15 protein-coding genes are annotated in these 15,871 nt (G+C 59.4%); 9 read left to right on the forward strand and 6 right to left on the reverse strand.

The annotated features are described in order from the left end of the window. Positions 1–70: 70 nt before the first annotated feature. Positions 71–1,159: a polyamine ABC transporter substrate-binding protein gene (locus AC3ISI_RS15700; protein ID WP_489332744.1), complete on the reverse strand. Its 1,089-nt coding sequence runs from the start codon at positions 1,157–1,159 to the stop codon at positions 71–73. A 39-nt stretch (positions 1,160–1,198) separates the two neighbouring features. Continuing rightward, complete coding sequence (locus AC3ISI_RS15705) at positions 1,199–2,500, reverse strand: NAD(P)/FAD-dependent oxidoreductase (protein WP_489332745.1); 1,302 nt, start codon at positions 2,498–2,500, stop codon at positions 1,199–1,201. Between the two features lie 146 nt (positions 2,501–2,646). Between AC3ISI_RS15705 and AC3ISI_RS15710 the strand changes: the two genes are divergently transcribed. Beyond that, the gene (locus AC3ISI_RS15710) at positions 2,647–3,546 is read left to right on the forward strand and encodes a LysR substrate-binding domain-containing protein (protein ID WP_489332746.1); all 900 of its coding nucleotides are present in this window, start codon (positions 2,647–2,649) and stop codon (positions 3,544–3,546) included. A gap of 100 nt (positions 3,547–3,646) precedes the next feature. Here the strand turns inward: AC3ISI_RS15710 and ptrR are convergent, their stop codons facing one another. After that, the gene (gene ptrR, locus AC3ISI_RS15715) at positions 3,647–4,525 is read right to left on the reverse strand and encodes a putrescine utilization regulator PtrR (RefSeq protein WP_489332747.1); all 879 of its coding nucleotides are present in this window, start codon (positions 4,523–4,525) and stop codon (positions 3,647–3,649) included. A gap of 100 nt (positions 4,526–4,625) precedes the next feature. Here ptrR and AC3ISI_RS15720 point away from each other — a divergent pair, with 100 nt between their 5' ends. Beyond that, entirely contained in the window at positions 4,626–6,017 is a 1,392-nt protein-coding gene (locus AC3ISI_RS15720) for an aldehyde dehydrogenase family protein (protein WP_489332748.1), read from the forward strand. Between the two features lie 44 nt (positions 6,018–6,061). Here the strand turns inward: AC3ISI_RS15720 and AC3ISI_RS15725 are convergent, their stop codons facing one another. Next, positions 6,062–6,433: a nuclear transport factor 2 family protein gene (locus tag AC3ISI_RS15725; protein WP_489332749.1), complete on the reverse strand. Its 372-nt coding sequence runs from the start codon at positions 6,431–6,433 to the stop codon at positions 6,062–6,064. Between the two features lie 138 nt (positions 6,434–6,571). Between AC3ISI_RS15725 and AC3ISI_RS15730 the strand changes: the two genes are divergently transcribed. Beyond that, positions 6,572–7,243 carry a glutathione S-transferase family protein gene (locus AC3ISI_RS15730; protein ID WP_489332750.1) on the forward strand — a complete coding sequence of 224 codons (672 nt, stop codon included), beginning with the start codon at positions 6,572–6,574 and terminating at the stop codon, positions 7,241–7,243. On the opposite strand, the gene AC3ISI_RS15735 is transcribed toward AC3ISI_RS15730, so the two are convergent. After that, on the reverse strand, positions 7,240–8,184 hold the full coding sequence (locus tag AC3ISI_RS15735; protein WP_489332751.1) for an aldo/keto reductase: 945 nt from the start codon (positions 8,182–8,184) through the stop codon (positions 7,240–7,242). The two genes, AC3ISI_RS15730 and AC3ISI_RS15735, sit on opposite strands and share 4 nt — an antisense overlap. A 99-nt stretch (positions 8,185–8,283) precedes the next feature. Between AC3ISI_RS15735 and AC3ISI_RS15740 the strand changes: the two genes are divergently transcribed. The 4 genes from AC3ISI_RS15740 to AC3ISI_RS15755 all read left to right on the forward strand — a co-directional run bounded on the left by AC3ISI_RS15740 (position 8,284) and on the right by AC3ISI_RS15755 (position 11,544). Further along, complete coding sequence (locus AC3ISI_RS15740; protein ID WP_489332752.1) at positions 8,284–9,072, forward strand: alpha/beta hydrolase; 789 nt, start codon at positions 8,284–8,286, stop codon at positions 9,070–9,072. Positions 9,073–9,185: 113 nt separating this feature from the next. Continuing rightward, positions 9,186–10,085: a bestrophin family protein gene (locus AC3ISI_RS15745; protein ID WP_489332753.1), complete on the forward strand. Its 900-nt coding sequence runs from the start codon at positions 9,186–9,188 to the stop codon at positions 10,083–10,085. Positions 10,086–10,236: 151 nt separating this feature from the next. Continuing rightward, complete coding sequence (locus AC3ISI_RS15750) at positions 10,237–10,866, forward strand: hypothetical protein (protein ID WP_489332754.1); 630 nt, start codon at positions 10,237–10,239, stop codon at positions 10,864–10,866. A gap of 15 nt (positions 10,867–10,881) precedes the next feature. Beyond that, entirely contained in the window at positions 10,882–11,544 is a 663-nt protein-coding gene (locus AC3ISI_RS15755) for a helix-turn-helix transcriptional regulator (RefSeq protein WP_489332755.1), read from the forward strand. Between the two features lie 83 nt (positions 11,545–11,627). On the opposite strand, the gene AC3ISI_RS15760 is transcribed toward AC3ISI_RS15755, so the two are convergent. Then, positions 11,628–12,989 carry an MFS transporter gene (locus tag AC3ISI_RS15760; protein WP_489332756.1) on the reverse strand — a complete coding sequence of 454 codons (1,362 nt, stop codon included), beginning with the start codon at positions 12,987–12,989 and terminating at the stop codon, positions 11,628–11,630. Positions 12,990–13,117: 128 nt separating this feature from the next. On the opposite strand from AC3ISI_RS15760, the gene AC3ISI_RS15765 reads away from it, so the two are divergent. Continuing rightward, positions 13,118–14,014: a LysR family transcriptional regulator gene (locus AC3ISI_RS15765; protein ID WP_489332757.1), complete on the forward strand. Its 897-nt coding sequence runs from the start codon at positions 13,118–13,120 to the stop codon at positions 14,012–14,014. Between the two features lie 66 nt (positions 14,015–14,080). Then, positions 14,081–15,763 carry a dihydroxy-acid dehydratase gene (gene ilvD, locus AC3ISI_RS15770; RefSeq protein WP_489332758.1) on the forward strand — a complete coding sequence of 561 codons (1,683 nt, stop codon included), beginning with the start codon at positions 14,081–14,083 and terminating at the stop codon, positions 15,761–15,763. The last annotated feature ends 108 nt before the right edge of the window (positions 15,764–15,871 follow it).

Genomic DNA, 15,871 nt, shown 5'->3' on the forward strand with positions numbered 1-15,871 from the left:
CTATCGAAGCGACGTGGCCGAGGACACATTGCCTTGGCTTCCTACGATGGAACCCAAGGCCAAACAGCAATCAGGTATTGGTCTTCAACTTGGTCCACAACCGGGTACTCAACCGTGCGATGGCCGCCGGCAATTCCTCTACGGTGAACAACTTATCCAGCACACTTTTTGGCGGGTAAATCGCCAGGTCCTGCTTCACGGCGGGCTCAACGAACTCATCCGCGGCACTGTTGGGGTTGGCGTAGTGGATGCTGTTGCTGATGTTGGCAATCACATGCGGCGTCAGCAGGTAGTTCATGTAGGTGTAGCCATTCTTCTCGTGTGGCGCGCTCTTGGGCATGACCACCATGTCGAACCACAGCGTCGAGCCTTCGTCCGGAATCGAATAGGCGATGTTGATACCGTTATTGGCTTCCTTGGCGCTGGCAGCGGCCTGCACCACGTCGCCATTAAAACCGATCACCGCGCAGACATTGCCGTTCGCCAGATCGCTGATGTATTTGGAGGCATGAAAATACTGCACGTAGGGTCTGATTTTGAGCAAAGCCTGCTCGGCCTTCTTGTAGTCCGCCGGTTCATGGCTGTGCGGTGGCAGGCCGAGGTAATTAAGGGTGATCGGCAGCACTTGCGTCGGATTGTCGATAATCGCCACGCCGCACTGACTGAGTTTCTTGATGTTGTTTTCATCAAAAAACAGGCTCCAGGAACGGGTGACATCGGTGTTGCCGAAGATCGCTTTGATTTTCTCGACGTTGTAGCCAATACCCGCAGTGCCCCACATATACGGATAGCCGTACTGGTTGCCGGGGTCGTTGACTTCGAGCTTTTTCATCAATGCCGGGTCAAGGTTTTTCCAGTTGGGCAATTGGCTCTTGTCGAGTTTCTGAATCGCACCGGCCTTGATCAGTCGGGACAGGAAATGGTTCGACGGGCTGACCACGTCATAACCGGTGTTCCCGGTCATCAACTTGGACTCCAGCACTTCGTTGCTGTCGTGAATATCGTAAGTGGCCTTGATCCCCGTTTCCTTGGTGAAGTTGACCAGGGTGTCGTCGGCAATATAACCGTTCCAGTTGGAGATATTGACCTGTTCGTCGGCAAACGTGGCTGCCGAAAACGAGGAGAGCAGGACCATCAAGGGCATCGTGTTAACGCGCATGTTGAATCACCTTTTTGTTCTTTTGTGGTAACCGGATTTCTAGATTTCTGACTTTGCCCGGATGGCCTCTACGCGCATTCGCAGCATGGCACCGATATCGAGCAGTGGTCGGGGCGGCAGCCAGCCGGGTTGTGCCCTGCGCATCACCGAATCGAGCAGCGGCGAATCAACGCCCGACGCCAGTTCGGCGAGCAGTCGCCCCCACAGGGTGCCGCGTGCCACACCAGAACCATTGCAACCGGCCACGGCAAATACCCCCTCTTGCACCTGTGAAAAATACGGCTGCCCGGAGCGCGAGGCGCTGAGGTGACCGGTCCAGGTGTATTGGATGTCTTGCTCGCCCAGCCAAGGGAAACGTCGTTGCAAGCCGAGCACATGGTGTTGGCGGCGGATCGACAACTCACTGGCGGACAAATCCCGCGAGCGGTATTCCGCCGTGTTGCGGATCATCACGCGGCGGTCCGGGGTCAGCCGCACCGTGGCGCCAAGGGGACGAGTGGATAAAACGCCCCAGGGTTCGACATTGCCCATATCGCGAAATTCGGCGTCGGTCAGCGGTCGCGTGAGGCTTGCGCTGAGCTCCATGGCAAACGTGCCGCTGTCCTGAATGCCTGCACGCGGCACAAAGGCGTTCAGGCAGACCAACACCCGTTTCGCCTCGATGCTGCCCTCGACTCCGTTGGCCCTCAGACCACCTTTATCCAGACGTTCAAGGCTGCTGATGTCGGTATTTTCGTAAACCGTAACCGTCTGGGGCAGCGCATCAAGCAAACCCTTCACGTACTTCGCCGGTTGCAGCAACGCGTTGCCTTTGCCACACCAAATCGCCGCACGGTAATGCCGGGTGCCGAGTTTTTGAGCCAGTTGTTCACCTTCCAGAAACTGCGCAGAAGCCCCGAGTGCGCGCAGCGTTTGCAGCTTGGCCTCGACGTGGGTCAACTTGCCGGGATCGCTGACGGCGAAGAAATAGCCGGAGTCCCTAAAGTCGCACTCCATGCCGTGACGGGCAATCATCTCGCTGACTTCTGCACGGGCGGCGCGAGAAATGGTGGTGTCCACTTCAAACTCGGCGAACCCGCAATTGCCAATTAACTCGTCGTTAGTCGGATGTTCGTGGGCCACCACAAAGCCGGAATTGCGTGCCGAAGCGCCTTGCGCGGAGCGCTGGCGGTCGACCACCACGATGCGCGCCTGAGGGTGCAATCGTGCCAGGGCATGGGCGGCGCTCAGGCCGGTAATGCCGGCACCGATCACCAGCCAATCGGCTTTTTGCGAACCGCTCAGACGCTCACGCGCCGGTACGCTGTCGGTTTGCGCGATCCAGCCACATTCATTTTTCATGCATCACCTGCCTGGAGTGTCGTTCCCGGCCTGCGCATGCGGTAATCGCATAGACGATGATTGATGGCGGCCGTCAGGGCTAGAATCTATTAGGTCTTCGGTGATACAACCAACGTTATAAAATCATTGAGCCATTCTGAAAACGCATGGATAAAATTCGCCACGCACCCAGTCTCCAGGCCTTGCAGGCGCTGGTGGTAGTCGCTGAAGCCGGCAGCTTCACTCAGGCGGCGCACACGCTGTGCCTGACCCAAAGCGCCGTCAGCCGACAAATACAGCAATTGGAAAGCCACTTCGGCGTGTCGATGTTTGTGCGCAGCAGCCGCAGCCTTCGCCTGACGTCGGAGGGTGAATGGGTGCTGGGCAGCGCGCGCACCATCCTTGAGCAATTGAAAACTCTCGAAGATCGGCTATCCCCGCAAAAACGCCCCTTCCGCATTCGCATGCATGTGTCGCTGGCGGTTCGCTGGTTGCTGCCGAAACTGAGCGACTTCTATCGCCATCACCCGGATGTTTCCCTGTCGATCGAGACTGTGGCGACCGAGATCGTCGAGCCGGCCAGCGACAGTGACGCGTACATCCTCTATCTGCCAGAGCCGTCCAGTGATCCTGCCTGCCTGACCCTGTTCGAAGAAGCGCTGATTCCAGTGTGCGCCCCCGGTCTCGGCAGTCCGACCCGGCCGCTGGCCTGCGTGGAAGATCTGAGCAACTTCGCGCTACTGCATCGTTCGGCGGACAAGCAAGCGTGGATCGATTGGCTGGCAGCCAATGGCGGCCAGTCGCTGGAGGACTACCGGCATATCCCCTTCAACCTCGATGAGTTGGCGCTGGACGCCGCCGCGCGCGGTCTGGGGGTGGCGATGACGGACATGACCCTGGCTGAGGAATCGATCGAGCGTGGCGTGCTCATCGTCCCGTTCGGCCGCCCCTTGAAGACCCGAGGCCTCTATTCACTGTGCCTGCAACCCTCAGCCGCGTCCCATCCGGCATGCGCGCTGATCATGCAATGGTTTGCCGGCCAGGCCGAGGAGATGGCGACCCCATGACCAACACGGTCCCCTAATGAAATGGCTACCCCCGCCGCTCCCTGTGATCGCCCACCGCTTTCGCTGGCAAGCCAGCTCCTACATGGGGTATCGGGTGGGTTCAGGGTTGTGGTTGCACCACCCCACGCTCTTCCAGCAATCGCACAAACATGGTCAAACTCTGTGACACCGTCCCTCGGCGCCAGACCAGCCAGGTGCGCAAATACCGGAACGATTCCGATAACGGCCAGATACTCACCGTGGTGCACCCCGGCATGCTCTCCAGCATGCTGCGCGGCATCAACGCCAGGCCGGCACCGGCGCTGACGCAGGCGAGCATGCCGTGATAGGACTCCATTTCGAAGATCTTGCCAGGCACTGCGGCGTCTTTGGTAAACCAGCTCTCGAAGTGGTGCCGGTACGAGCAATTGGAGCGGAAGGCGTAGATGTTTTCGCCATTCACATCCTGCGCACGATGGATCGGCGGATGGTTGAGCGGCGCGATCAGCACCATCTCTTCTTCGAACGCCGGCACGCCTTCCAGTGCCGGATGCAGCACCGGACCGTCGACAAACGCAGCGGCCAGACGGCCTGACAACACGCCGTCGATCATGGTCCCCGAGGGGCCGGTGGACAGGTCCAGTTCAACCTTGGCGTGTTTCTGGTTGTAGGCGGCCAACAGTTCGGGAATACGCACCGCCGCCGTACTCTCAAGCGACCCCAACGGAAACGCGCCTTGCGGCTCTTCACCCGCCACGGTGGCGCGGGCTTCCTGAACCAGGTCGAGAATGCGCCGGGCATAGTCGAGAAAACTCCAGCCGGCCGGCGACAAACGCAGTCGACTTTTCTCGCGGATAAACAGGTCCACGCCCAGATCCAGTTCCAGCTGCTTGATCCGCGTCGTCAGGTTGGAAGGCACCCGGTGGATGTGCTGCGCGGCGACGCTGATGCTGCCGTGCTCGGCAACTGCCTTGAAAATCTCCAGCTGAACCAGATCCAAATCATTCTCCAAACGTGAACGTTATGCTCAGTATTATTCAGTTTCCAGAAAACAAACACCACCGTAACCTGAGCGCATTCCCACCCAGCAGGACGGTGCCATGACCAGCGTTTCCAACCTTACCCATGCGATTTCGATCAACCCGGCCACCGGCGAACAGATCGGCCATTACCCTTTCGAGTCCGAATCGGCTCTGCAAGCCGCCTTGTCGCGGGCTGCTGGCGGATTTCGCGTCTGGCGCAAAACAGCCGTCGAGCAACGCTCACAATTGCTAGTCGCCTTGGCTCGGGCATTGCGCGACAGTGCCGACAAAATGGCCACCATGATCACCCTGGAAATGGGCAAGCCGATCACCCAGTCCCGCGGCGAAATCGAGAAGTGTGCGCAGCTCTGCGAGTGGTACGCCGAGCACGGCCCGGCCATGCTCAACGCCGAACCGACGCTGGTTGAAGGCGGTAAGGCGCGCATTGAATACCGTCCGCTCGGACCTATTCTCGCGGTGATGCCGTGGAACTTCCCGATTTGGCAGGTGCTGCGCGGTGCTGTTCCAGCGCTGATCGCTGGCAATACCTACGTGCTTAAACATGCTCCCAATGTGATGGGCAGCGCTTATCTGCTGCTGGAAGCCTTCAAGAACGCCGATTTCCCTCAAGGTGTTTTCGAGGTGCTGAACGTCACGCCTGAGGGCGTCTCCACGGCGATTGCCGACCCTCGTATCGCGGCAATAACCCTCACCGGCAGCGTGCGCGCCGGCATGGCCATCGGTGCTCAGGCCGGTGCCGCGCTGAAGAAATGCGTGCTGGAACTGGGCGGTTCCGATCCGTTCATCGTGCTCAACGATGCAGACCTCGATGAAGCGGTCAAAGCCGCCGTCATCGGCCGCTACCAGAACACCGGGCAAGTCTGCGCGGCGGCCAAGCGCTTGATCGTCGAGCAAGGGATTGTCGAGGAGTTCACACGGAAGTTCGTCGAAGCCACGGGCAAACTGGTGGTCGGCGATCCTCTGGCCGCCAACACTTACCTCGGCCCGATGGCCCGTTTTGATCTGCGTGATGAACTGGATCAACAAGTGCGTGCCACCCTGGAAGAAGGCGCAACACTGTTGATGGGTGGCAAGAAGGCTGTAGGCTCCGGTAACTTCTATGAGCCGACCGTGTTCGCCAATGTCACCGATCAGATGACGTCGTTCAAACAGGAATTGTTTGGCCCGGTCGCGTCGATCATCACGGCGCGGGACACCGCACATGCGCTGGAACTGGCCAATGACAGTGAGTTCGGCCTGGCTGCAACCATTTTTACGGGCAATGTCGCACTCGCCCAACAGATGGCCGGCGAACTGGAAACCGGTGGTGTGTTCATCAATGGCTACAGCGCTTCCGACCCCCGCGTGACCTTTGGCGGCGTGAAGAAAAGCGGTTTCGGCCGCGAGCTGTCGCACTTCGGGGTTCGCGAGTTCTGCAATGCGCAGACCGTGTGGCTGGACCGCCGCTAAGCGAATTACGTTGCCTGGGAGTCGTTGGTTCCCAGGCAGCGGTTTTACTCGTGGAAGAAGTAGAGCTTGTTAACGATCATCCAGCGCTCGTTGATTTTCAGCAACGACAAATAATCCGTGAAGCGCATGCCCATGTAGTCATCCATCACTTTGACGGCGGCGGCATCCCCGGTGATATCGACACTGATCATTTCCCAGAACGGTTTGATCTCTTTGGGCGCCGGTCCTTCGGCCTTGATCGCGCTGATAAAGTCATCCAGCGATAACCATTCCAGCTCGCCATGGTAGTGACCAATGATGCGACACGCGGGATGAAACGCGTGCCGCAGCAGCACTTCGTCGGCGAACACCATCCCTTCTACATAATTGCGAATGACAACGCTGATGTGCTCCCTGTCCAGCGATTGAGCAGTCATGAAATACCTCCCGCTTTATCGTCCTCACACCACCAGTGAGGGCTGATCGGTCCAAACTGGAAAGTCTAGCACCGCCATTTAACCCTCGCGGACGGCGACTATGCTGAGGAAAGCCATTTCCCCCGGAGGAGCTGAAAAATGTCACTGACGCTTTATTACCATCCGCTGTCGTCGTACTGCCACAAAGTGCTGATCGCGCTCTATGAACACGCTGTCGACTTCGAAAAACGGATCATTGATCTGGGCAACGCTGCCGAGAAAGCAGAGTTGCAGGCGCTCTGGCCGATCGGCAAATTCCCGGTTTTCCGCGATCACACCGGCCAGTTCGACGTGGCGGAGTCCACGATCATCATTGAATACCTGGATCATTATTTTGCCGGGCAAAACCGCTTGATTCCGGCCAATTGGGACACGGCGTTGGAGGTCCGTCTGTGGGACCGGATCTGCGACAACTATCTTCAGACCCCACTGCAACAAATTGTCCTGGACCGCATCATCGGTGCGAACGGCAATCTGACTCAGGCGCGCTCCACACTACAGACTGTGTACGGCATGCTCGACCGCCAATTGGCGAACAGCACCTGGCTGGCTGGCGACGACTTCAGCCTGGCCGATTGCGCAGCAGCCCCGGCGCTTTTCTATGCCAGTACGCTTGAGCGAATTCCTGATGAATACGGCCACTTGAGCGCCTATTTCGACACGCTGATGAGCAGGCCGTCCGTGCAGCGGGTGATCGATGAAGCCCGGCCTTACTTCCCTCTCTACCCGTTTGCGCAAGACATCCCGCAACGGTTTTACTCTCACACCTAACGCACGATATCGATTAGCTGCTCGCGCTGCGCCCCCGTGAGCATCGGACCGAAACCGGCACCGGCATTGTCCGCCATGTAACGCGGATTGCCGGTACCGGGGATCACGCAGGTCACCGCCGAATGGGACAACAGGAACTTCAACGCCAGTTGCGCCCAACTGGTGATCCCCACTTGCGCAGCCCACCCGGGCAGCGGCTTGCCTTTCAGGCGTTTGAGCAAACCACCGCCACCGAAGGGCCGGTTGCAGATCACCGCCACCCCGCGTTCGCGACACAGCGGCAGGATACGTTTTTCGACACCGCGATCGTCCAGCGCATAGTTGATCTGCAAGAAATCCAGGGACTCGGCCTTGAGCACCGCTTCCAATTCCTCGTAGGCCGTCGGCGTGTAATGGGTGATGCCAATGTAGCGAATCCGACCTTGCTCCTTCCATTCGCGCAAGGTCGGCAAATGGGTTTGCCAGTCCAGCAGGTTGTGGATCTGCATCAGGTCAATGCGGTCGGTTTGCAGCAGGCTGAAGGACTGCTCCATCTGCGCGATGCCTTCCTCGCGGCCACGGGTCCACACCTTGGTGGCGAGAAAGGCTGGCGAGCGTGGCTCATGAATCGAGAGCAATTCACCGGTGGTCTGTTCGGCGCGGCCATACATCGGCGAGCTGTCGATGAGGGTTCCGCCCTTTTTGAACAAAGCGCTGAGCACCTCTGGCAATTGTTTGTAGGCGGGGCTGGAAGGCTGGACATCGAAGCCGCGATACGTGCCCAACCCGACGATGGGCAATAGCTCGGCACTGGATGGAATAGCGCGGGTCAGCATGGTCTTGCCTCCTGTTTCCGTCGACGGCGCAGAGGTTGCCAACACCTGATCGAAGGTGAAAACCGCCGAAGCACCGGCAGCCAGCGTGAGTAGTTGTCGACGTGTGTATCCGTCAGTGTGGCTCATCGTATTTGCCTGTATGGCCCAACCCGGCGTGCCCCGCTACCTTTGAACTAAACTCAGGCACTGATGACGTGTTAGCGGTCCTCATTTCCCGAGCCGTCAATGTCGCCCACTAAAGTTAGTCGAATGTTCAGAACCCTGACGTTTTCCATCGTCATCATTGCCGCGTTGTACTTGGCGCTGTGTGCGGCGTTGTTCGTGTTTCAGCGCGCCTTGATCTACTTTCCGCAACCCAGTGCTATCGCAACACCCACTTCGCTGCTGACGCTGACTGTCGAGGACGCGCAGGTGCAGGTGTCAGTCAGGCCGCATGACGGCCCGAACGCGCTGATCTACTTTGGTGGCAATGCAGAGGATGTGTCTGGCAACCTGGCCGCGTTTTCTCAGGCGTTTCCCGAACATGCGCTGTACTTGATGCACTACCGAGGGTACGGCGGCAGTACCGGCTCGCCGTCCGAAGAGGCGATTGCGCGCGATGCTCTGACCTTGTTTGACACGGTCTACAACCGTCATCCGACTATTGCAGTGGTCGGTCGCAGCCTGGGTTCGGGCGTTGCCGTGCGCCTGGCCAGCCAACGCCCCGCCTCGCGCCTGATCCTGATCACGCCTTACAACAGCCTGGAAAACCTCGCCAAACAGCGATTCCCGTGGTTTCCGGTGAGGTGGCTGCTGCGGGACAAATTCCAATCGTGGCAATACGCGGCCCACATCACGGTGCCGACGTTGTTGATCGCCGCCGGGCATGACGAGGTCATACCGCGATCGAGCACGCAGCAGCTCTACACCCATTTCGCCCCCGGCGTGGCCACGCTGAAGGTGATACCGGACGCTGGCCATAACTCCGTTTCCGACAGCCCTCAATACCTCAAGTTGCTGGGCGATGGATTATGAGAACAATAGCGTTCATAGACGGCATCGATCATGCGGTCACGGAGAGTGATTGGACTTACCGCCTGCTTGATCTTAGCCTGCGCGCGACGCGAAACACCTGAAGGCAGAACTCCATGATCGTCAGACCCAAACCGAACTTCATCAACATCCTCAGCGCGATCAAGGGCTCGATTGCCAAACGGATTGCCCTGCGCAGCCTGATGGTCATGTTGCTGGCTTCGGCTATCGTGCTCGTCGAAACGGCGCACCCCAGTTACTTCTCCAAAGTCAGCGCGACGCCGTTTACATTGCTGGGCTTGTCGCTGTCGATCTTCATGAGTTTTCGCAACAACGCCTGCTACGACCGCTGGTACGAAGGCCGCAAAGCCTGGGGCGACGTGATGGTTGCGATTCGTTCAATGATTCGCGAAACCGCGATCATCAAGGATGCCGACACGCGAAACGCCATCTTGGGTGACTTGTGCGGATTCGCCCATGCGCTCAACGCAAAATTGCGCCAGGAAAACGAACGCACAGCCAGTGCTCGCTGGCTCGACCCGATCCCCAATGACAACGCACCCGACTTTAGCGGGCGCATTTTGTTGCAGGTCGGTCAGCAGTGTTCGGCACTTAGCGAGTCGGGAGTAATCAACGAATGGCGCTACACAATCATGGCCAATCATCTGGTCCACCTGACCCAGGCGCAGGCCGCCTGCGAACGGATCAAACATACGCCGCTGCCGTTTGCCTATACCTTGTTGCTGCACCGCACCAGCTACCTTTTCTGCTTCCTCCTGCCCTTCGCCATGGCCGAACCCCTAGGCTGGATGACACCGATTTTCACGGCGATCGTCAGCTACACCTTTTTTGGCCTGGACGCGATTGGCGATGAATTGGAAGACCCTTTTGGCCGCGACGAAAACGATCTGCCCCTCGATGCATTCGTGCGCACCATCGAGCGGGAGATCCTGACCGCGATGGGAGAAACCCAGCTACCTCCCGTGCTAGCGCCAGTGGACTTTGTGTTGAGGTGATTTCACCTCTGATAAAAGTGCCGGTTTCAGCGGTCACCTGCGGGCGGTCGCCATGACCGTTAATCCGCAAGTTTTGCTTTTGCCCAATAAAAACATATTTTAATGCTTTAATTGATATTGTCGAACAATCCCACAATTAGAGGGTACCGTGATGAATATCAAAACCTTGGCTTTATTGTTGTTGGCTCTGTGCGCTCAACCCGTCTGGAGCCAGACTCCCCCCGCCACACCACCCGCCGCCGACAGCGCGGCCCTCACCACCCGTCTCGCGCTGCGCGACCTGTGGGTCGAACATATTTTCTGGATCAGAGACTACGTGATTGCCAATCAGGCGGGCGACAAGGCACAAGCCAAGCTCGCCGCTGAGCAGGTTGTCGCCAACGCCACCCAAATCGCCAACAGCATCGCCCCGCTTTACGGCCAGCCCGCCGCCGATCAGCTGCTCAAGCTGCTGGCCGGTCACTGGGCCGCAGTGAAACACTACAGCGACGCCACTGTCGCCAAGGATGCGAAAGGCAAGCAGGCCGCCATCGCCGACTTGACCAGCAATGCCAAGGCCATTGCCGCCTTCCTGGCCAGCGCCAACCCCAATTTGCCTGAAAGCACATTGGTCACCATGCTGGCGGCCCACGGCGGACACCATGTCAGTCAGATCGATCAAATCGCCGCGCATGACTATGCTGGCGAAGCCAGTACCTGGCACATGATGCGCGTTCATATACAGGCACTGGCCGATGCGCTGACGGCGGCACTGGTCAAGCAGTTCCCGGACAAGTTCTAAACGTGAGGACACGCCATGCTTGAAGGACTGGGCCGTACCCAGCAGGACTTGCTCAATGCGCTGCTGCATCATGCGCATGGCATGAGCATTGACGAGCTGGCGGAGCAATTGGCCGTCACCCGCACCGCGATTCGCCAGCACTTGGCGGCGCTGGAGGGTGCCGGCCTGGTCCTGCGCGGAGACACGCGCCCGACAGGTCGGCGTCCGGAGCAACTGTATCGGCTCACCGAGCATGCAAAGGAGCTGTTCCCCCGCCAATATCAACTGCTGGCTAGCGTCCTGATCGACGAAGTGGCCGATATCATCGGCCCCGAGGCGCTCGCATCGCTCATGCGCAGCATGGGCCGCAAACTGGCGCTGGACCGTGAGCAGCATGTGGTGGACGAAGCCAAAATCGTGCAGCACATGAATCAGGCCGGGTACGAAGCCGAAGTGATCTTTCGCACCTCGGAAGATAAGGAAATCGTCGCGCACAACTGCGTGTTCCACCGCCTCGCCGCCGCTCATCCGGTGGTGTGCGAGCTGGACCTGGCCTTGATTGGTGCACTGGGCGGTGGTGAGGTCGACCATACGGAATGCATGGTCAGGGGCGGGAATGTCTGCCGGTTCAAACTGCGGCCGATTGAGCGTAAGGATGACGCTGATACCAACACTGCTGATCCGGCGGCTGACATATAGGAAAGGATTCAATCGCAGGTTGCCTGATCCAAATCACCGCCGCAGCCCCCTGTGGGAGCGAGCCTGCTCGCGATAGCGGTGTGTCAGCTGACATTAATGTTGACTTTGCCGCCGTCATCGCGAGCAGGCTCGCTCCCACAGGGGGTACGTATCGCGATGACCAACGCCAAGACGATCAGCCCGGCGGCAACCGCAAACGTAACCCGCATGCCATTGTCGGCAAACACCGCGCCCATCGCCGAGGCGCCGGTGATCAGCCCCAAATTGCGCGACAGGCTAAGCAAACCGGCGATCACTCCCCGCTGATCCGCACTGACGCCCGTCATGATCAAAGTGTTGTTGGCTGCCTGAAATAACGCATAACTGGCGGTGACCACCACAATGGGCGCGAGATAGCCGGGAATGCCAAAACCCGCCGGCATGATCGACAACGCCCCGGCGCCCAGCGCCATGGTAGCCAGCCCGAAGACGGTCATGCGCTGCGCGCCAAAACGGTCCACCAGCCGACCGGCTGGAACACCGGCCAGCGCCGCCACCAGCGGGCCAACTGACAAGATCAGCCCGACCAGCACCGGTTTCAGCCCCAGCGCTGCGCAGAGATAAAACGGCCCCACCACTAGTGTCGCCATCATCACCGTCGACACCAGAGCGCTCATTGCCAGGCTTGCACTCAGCCCACGTTCACGGAACAGCGCCAACCTGATCAAGGGCGATCTGGACGTCGCCTCTATACACAGGAAAATCCCGGCGCCGACACCAGCGACCAGCAGCAACCCCCAATGACCCGAAGTCATGGCCAACGCATACGTACCGAGCGTCAGCGCCAACAGCAGCATCCCCGGAAAATCGAATCCAGCCCGCCGTGCTACAGGTTGATCCGCCGGTAAGCAGCGAAACGCGAGTACAAAACTCACAACGCCCAACGGCACATTGACCAGAAAAATCGCCTGCCAACCAAAACCTGACATCAACACACCGCCCAACGATGGGCCGAGCGTAGTACCCATCGCCGACATCGTGCCGAGCAAGCCCATGGCGCTGCCGGTCTGCGCCTTCGGCACCGTGTCCCCGACAAACGCTATGGTCAGCGCCAACAGGATCGCCGCACCGAGGCCTTGCACGAGGCGGGCGGCGACCAGCCAACCCAACGAAGACGCTAGCCCGCACGCCAGCGATGCCAGGGTGAAAATGACGATGCCGCTCAACAACAAGCGTTTGCGACCGAGCAGGTCGCCGAGTCGTCCGACGCTGACAATCAATGTCGTGATCGCCAGCAGGTAAGCCAGGACGATCCACTGCACGTTTTCAAACGCAGCGCCAAAGGCCTGAGCCAATGTTGGCAATCCGGCATTGGCGATGCTGGTGTCGAGGGACGGCATCAACATCGACAGTGAAAGGCTGGCGAGCGACCAACGGACCGGGGTGGATGACGTGAGGATTTTCATGGGCTGGCCACTTTTGGAAGATTGGCTTTCAGCGTATGCGCGTGAGTGGCATGGCGGAAGGTGCAGCATTTGCACTCAATACCTGCACTCAACGCCATGCCATTGCGCAGTCGTGCTAACGTTCAGCCATGACCACGCCCGATCTGAACCTGCTGTTTACCCTCGATGCCCTGCTCGCCGAAGGCAGCGTGGCGCGCGCCGCCCAGCGCTTGCGCCTGAGCCCCTCGGCGATGAGCCGGGCGCTGGCGCGATTGCGTGAAACCACCGGCGACCCGTTGCTGGTGCGTGCCGGCCGAGGGCTAGTGCCGACACCGCGAGCGCTTGAACTGCGCGAGCAGGTCAGCCAACTGGTTCAGTACGCCGAAGCGTTGTTGCGTCCGGCCGAGCTCCTCGATCTCAAGCACCTGGTTCGCACCTTCACCCTGCGCACCAGCGACGGTTTTGTCGAAAATTTTGGCCCGGCGCTCATTGCTCGACTCAGCGAGGAAGCGCCCGGCGTGCGCCTGAAGTTCGTGCAGAAACTCAACAAGGACAGCGCACTGCTGCGTGACGGAACCGTCGACCTGGAAACCGGCGTGGTGGGCGACACCACCAGCCCCGAAGTGCGCACCCGTATTCTGTTCCGGGATCGCTTTATCGGTGTGGTACACGCTGGACATGAGCTGAGCGACGGCGAGATCACACCCGCCCGTTATGCCGCTGGCCGACATATCCTGGTCTCGCGACGCGGGCGGGACAGCGGGCCGATGGATGACGCCTTGAAATCACTGGGGCTTGAGCGAGACATCGTCACCATCGTGGGCGGTTTTTCTGCCGCCCTGGCACTGGCCCGCGCCTCGGACCTGATCGCGACCGTGCCTGAGCGGCACACTCAAAACCTGCGCGCCGATTTACACAGCTTCCCCCTGCCAATCCCGACGCCACCGATCACGATTTCTATGCTCTGGCACCCGCGAATGGATGCGGACTCGGCGCATCGATGGTTGCGCGAATGTGTTCGTGAGGTGTGTGCATCGGCAAACTGATTTTTGCGGCACCCGGGTCTAGACTTCAATCCTTGCCGATACGGTCTGCTGATGTGAGCAAAAATCATGAGCGACGAAGACGATCTGCGCAAATTCTCCTCTCAAGTCATCGACGGCGTCGAAGCCGCGCCCGCACGCGCCATGCTGCGCGCCGTGGGCTTCACCGATGCCGACTTCAAGAAGCCGCAGATCGGCATCGCGTCCACCTGGGCCATGGTCACGCCGTGCAACATGCACATCGACAAACTCGCGCTTGAAGCCGAAAAAGGCGCCAACGCGGCCGGCGCCAAAGGCGTCATTTTCAACACCATCACCATTTCCGACGGTATCGCCAACGGCACCGAAGGCATGAAGTATTCGCTGGTGTCGCGCGAGGTGATCGCCGATTCGATTGAGGTGGTGGTCGGTTGCGAAGGCTTTGACGGACTGGTGACCGTCGGCGGCTGTGACAAGAACATGCCGGGCTGCCTGATCGGCATGGCGCGGCTCAATCGCCCTTCGATCTTTGTGTATGGCGGCACCATCCGTCCGGGCGCCGGCCACACCGACATCATTTCCGTGTTTGAAGCCGTAGGCCAGCATGCGCGGGGGGATATCAGCGAAATCCAGGTCAAACAGATCGAAGAAGTGGCGATTCCCGGCCCCGGCTCCTGCGGCGGCATGTACACGGCCAACACCATGGCCTCAGCCATTGAAGCGTTGGGCATGAGCCTGCCCGGTTCCAGTTCTCAGGAGGCGGTCGGCAGCGATAAAGCGTCAGATAGCTTCCGCGCTGGTCAGCAGGTCATGGAATTGCTCAAGCTGGACCTCAAGCCACGCGACATCATGACCCGCAAAGCCTTCGAAAACGCGATTCGCGTCGTCATCGCCCTCGCCGGCTCGACCAACGCCGTGCTGCACCTGTTGGCCATGGCGAATGCCGTGGATGTCGAACTGACGCTGGACGACTTCGTCGAGCTGGGCAAGGTCTCGCCGGTGGTGGCCGACCTGCGCCCCAGCGGCAAATACATGATGAGCGAACTGGTAGCCATTGGCGGCATCCAGCCGCTGATGAAACGCATGCTCGACGCCGGTATGTTGCATGGTGACGTGCTGACAGTGACCGGCAAGACCCTGGCTGAAAACCTGAAAGACGTGCCCGATTATCACGAAGGCCAGGACGTGATCCTGCCCTTCGACAAGCCGATCAAAAAGGACTCACACCTGGTGGTGCTGCACGGCAACCTCTCGCCCACCGGCGCCGTGGCCAAAATCACCGGCAAGGAAGGCCTGCGCTTTGAAGGCACGGCCCGGGTCTATCACGGTGAAGAAGGTGCTCTGGCGGGAATTCTCAATGGCGAGGTCAAGGCTGGCGACGTCATCGTGATCCGCTATGAAGGGCCCAAGGGCGGGCCCGGCATGCGCGAAATGCTCTCGCCAACATCGGCGGTTATGGGCAAGGGGCTGGGCAAGGATGTCGCGTTGATCACTGACGGCCGATTCTCCGGTGGCTCGCACGGTTTTGTCGTGGGGCATATCACGCCGGAAGCCTTTGAAGGCGGGCCGATTGCGTTGATTGAAGACGGCGACAAAATCACCATCGACGCCGAAACCCGGCAGATTACGATGGACGTCACCGACGCGGTATTGGCCGAGCGCAAGAGCCGCTGGGTGCGGCCAGAATCCAAATACAAGCGTGGGGTGTTGGCGAAATATGCGAAAACAGTGTCCAGTGCTTCAGAAGGGGCTGTGACGGATAAGTATCTCTAAGCCATCAGAGGCAACCTGTAAGACCCTTCGAGAACGGGGTTTCATATCCAATCGTTATTAGACCGACTATCCGAAGAAAACCTGGATTTATGCAGGCGAGTAGAATTT

Source organism: Pseudomonas sp. GL_139_B (genome assembly GCF_057834475.1).

Bases quoted from the DNA above. Each gene is read 5' to 3' on its own strand.
- AC3ISI_RS15700 (WP_489332744.1), bottom strand. From the start codon at position 1,159: ATGCGCGTTAACACGATGCCCTTGATGGTCCTGCTCTCCTCGTTTTCG.
- AC3ISI_RS15705 (WP_489332745.1), bottom strand. From the start codon at position 2,500: ATGAAAAATGAATGTGGCTGGATCGCGCAAACCGACAGCGTACCGGCG.
- AC3ISI_RS15710 (WP_489332746.1), top strand. From the start codon at position 2,647: ATGGATAAAATTCGCCACGCACCCAGTCTCCAGGCCTTGCAGGCGCTG.
- AC3ISI_RS15720 (WP_489332748.1), top strand. From the start codon at position 4,626: ATGACCAGCGTTTCCAACCTTACCCATGCGATTTCGATCAACCCGGCC.
- AC3ISI_RS15725 (WP_489332749.1), bottom strand. From the start codon at position 6,433: ATGACTGCTCAATCGCTGGACAGGGAGCACATCAGCGTTGTCATTCGC.
- AC3ISI_RS15730 (WP_489332750.1), top strand. From the start codon at position 6,572: ATGTCACTGACGCTTTATTACCATCCGCTGTCGTCGTACTGCCACAAA.
- AC3ISI_RS15735 (WP_489332751.1), bottom strand. From the start codon at position 8,184: ATGAGCCACACTGACGGATACACACGTCGACAACTACTCACGCTGGCT.
- AC3ISI_RS15740 (WP_489332752.1), top strand. From the start codon at position 8,284: ATGTCGCCCACTAAAGTTAGTCGAATGTTCAGAACCCTGACGTTTTCC.
- AC3ISI_RS15745 (WP_489332753.1), top strand. From the start codon at position 9,186: ATGATCGTCAGACCCAAACCGAACTTCATCAACATCCTCAGCGCGATC.
- AC3ISI_RS15750 (WP_489332754.1), top strand. From the start codon at position 10,237: ATGAATATCAAAACCTTGGCTTTATTGTTGTTGGCTCTGTGCGCTCAA.
- AC3ISI_RS15755 (WP_489332755.1), top strand. From the start codon at position 10,882: ATGCTTGAAGGACTGGGCCGTACCCAGCAGGACTTGCTCAATGCGCTG.
- AC3ISI_RS15760 (WP_489332756.1), bottom strand. From the start codon at position 12,989: ATGAAAATCCTCACGTCATCCACCCCGGTCCGTTGGTCGCTCGCCAGC.
- AC3ISI_RS15765 (WP_489332757.1), top strand. From the start codon at position 13,118: ATGACCACGCCCGATCTGAACCTGCTGTTTACCCTCGATGCCCTGCTC.
- ilvD (WP_489332758.1), top strand. From the start codon at position 14,081: ATGAGCGACGAAGACGATCTGCGCAAATTCTCCTCTCAAGTCATCGAC.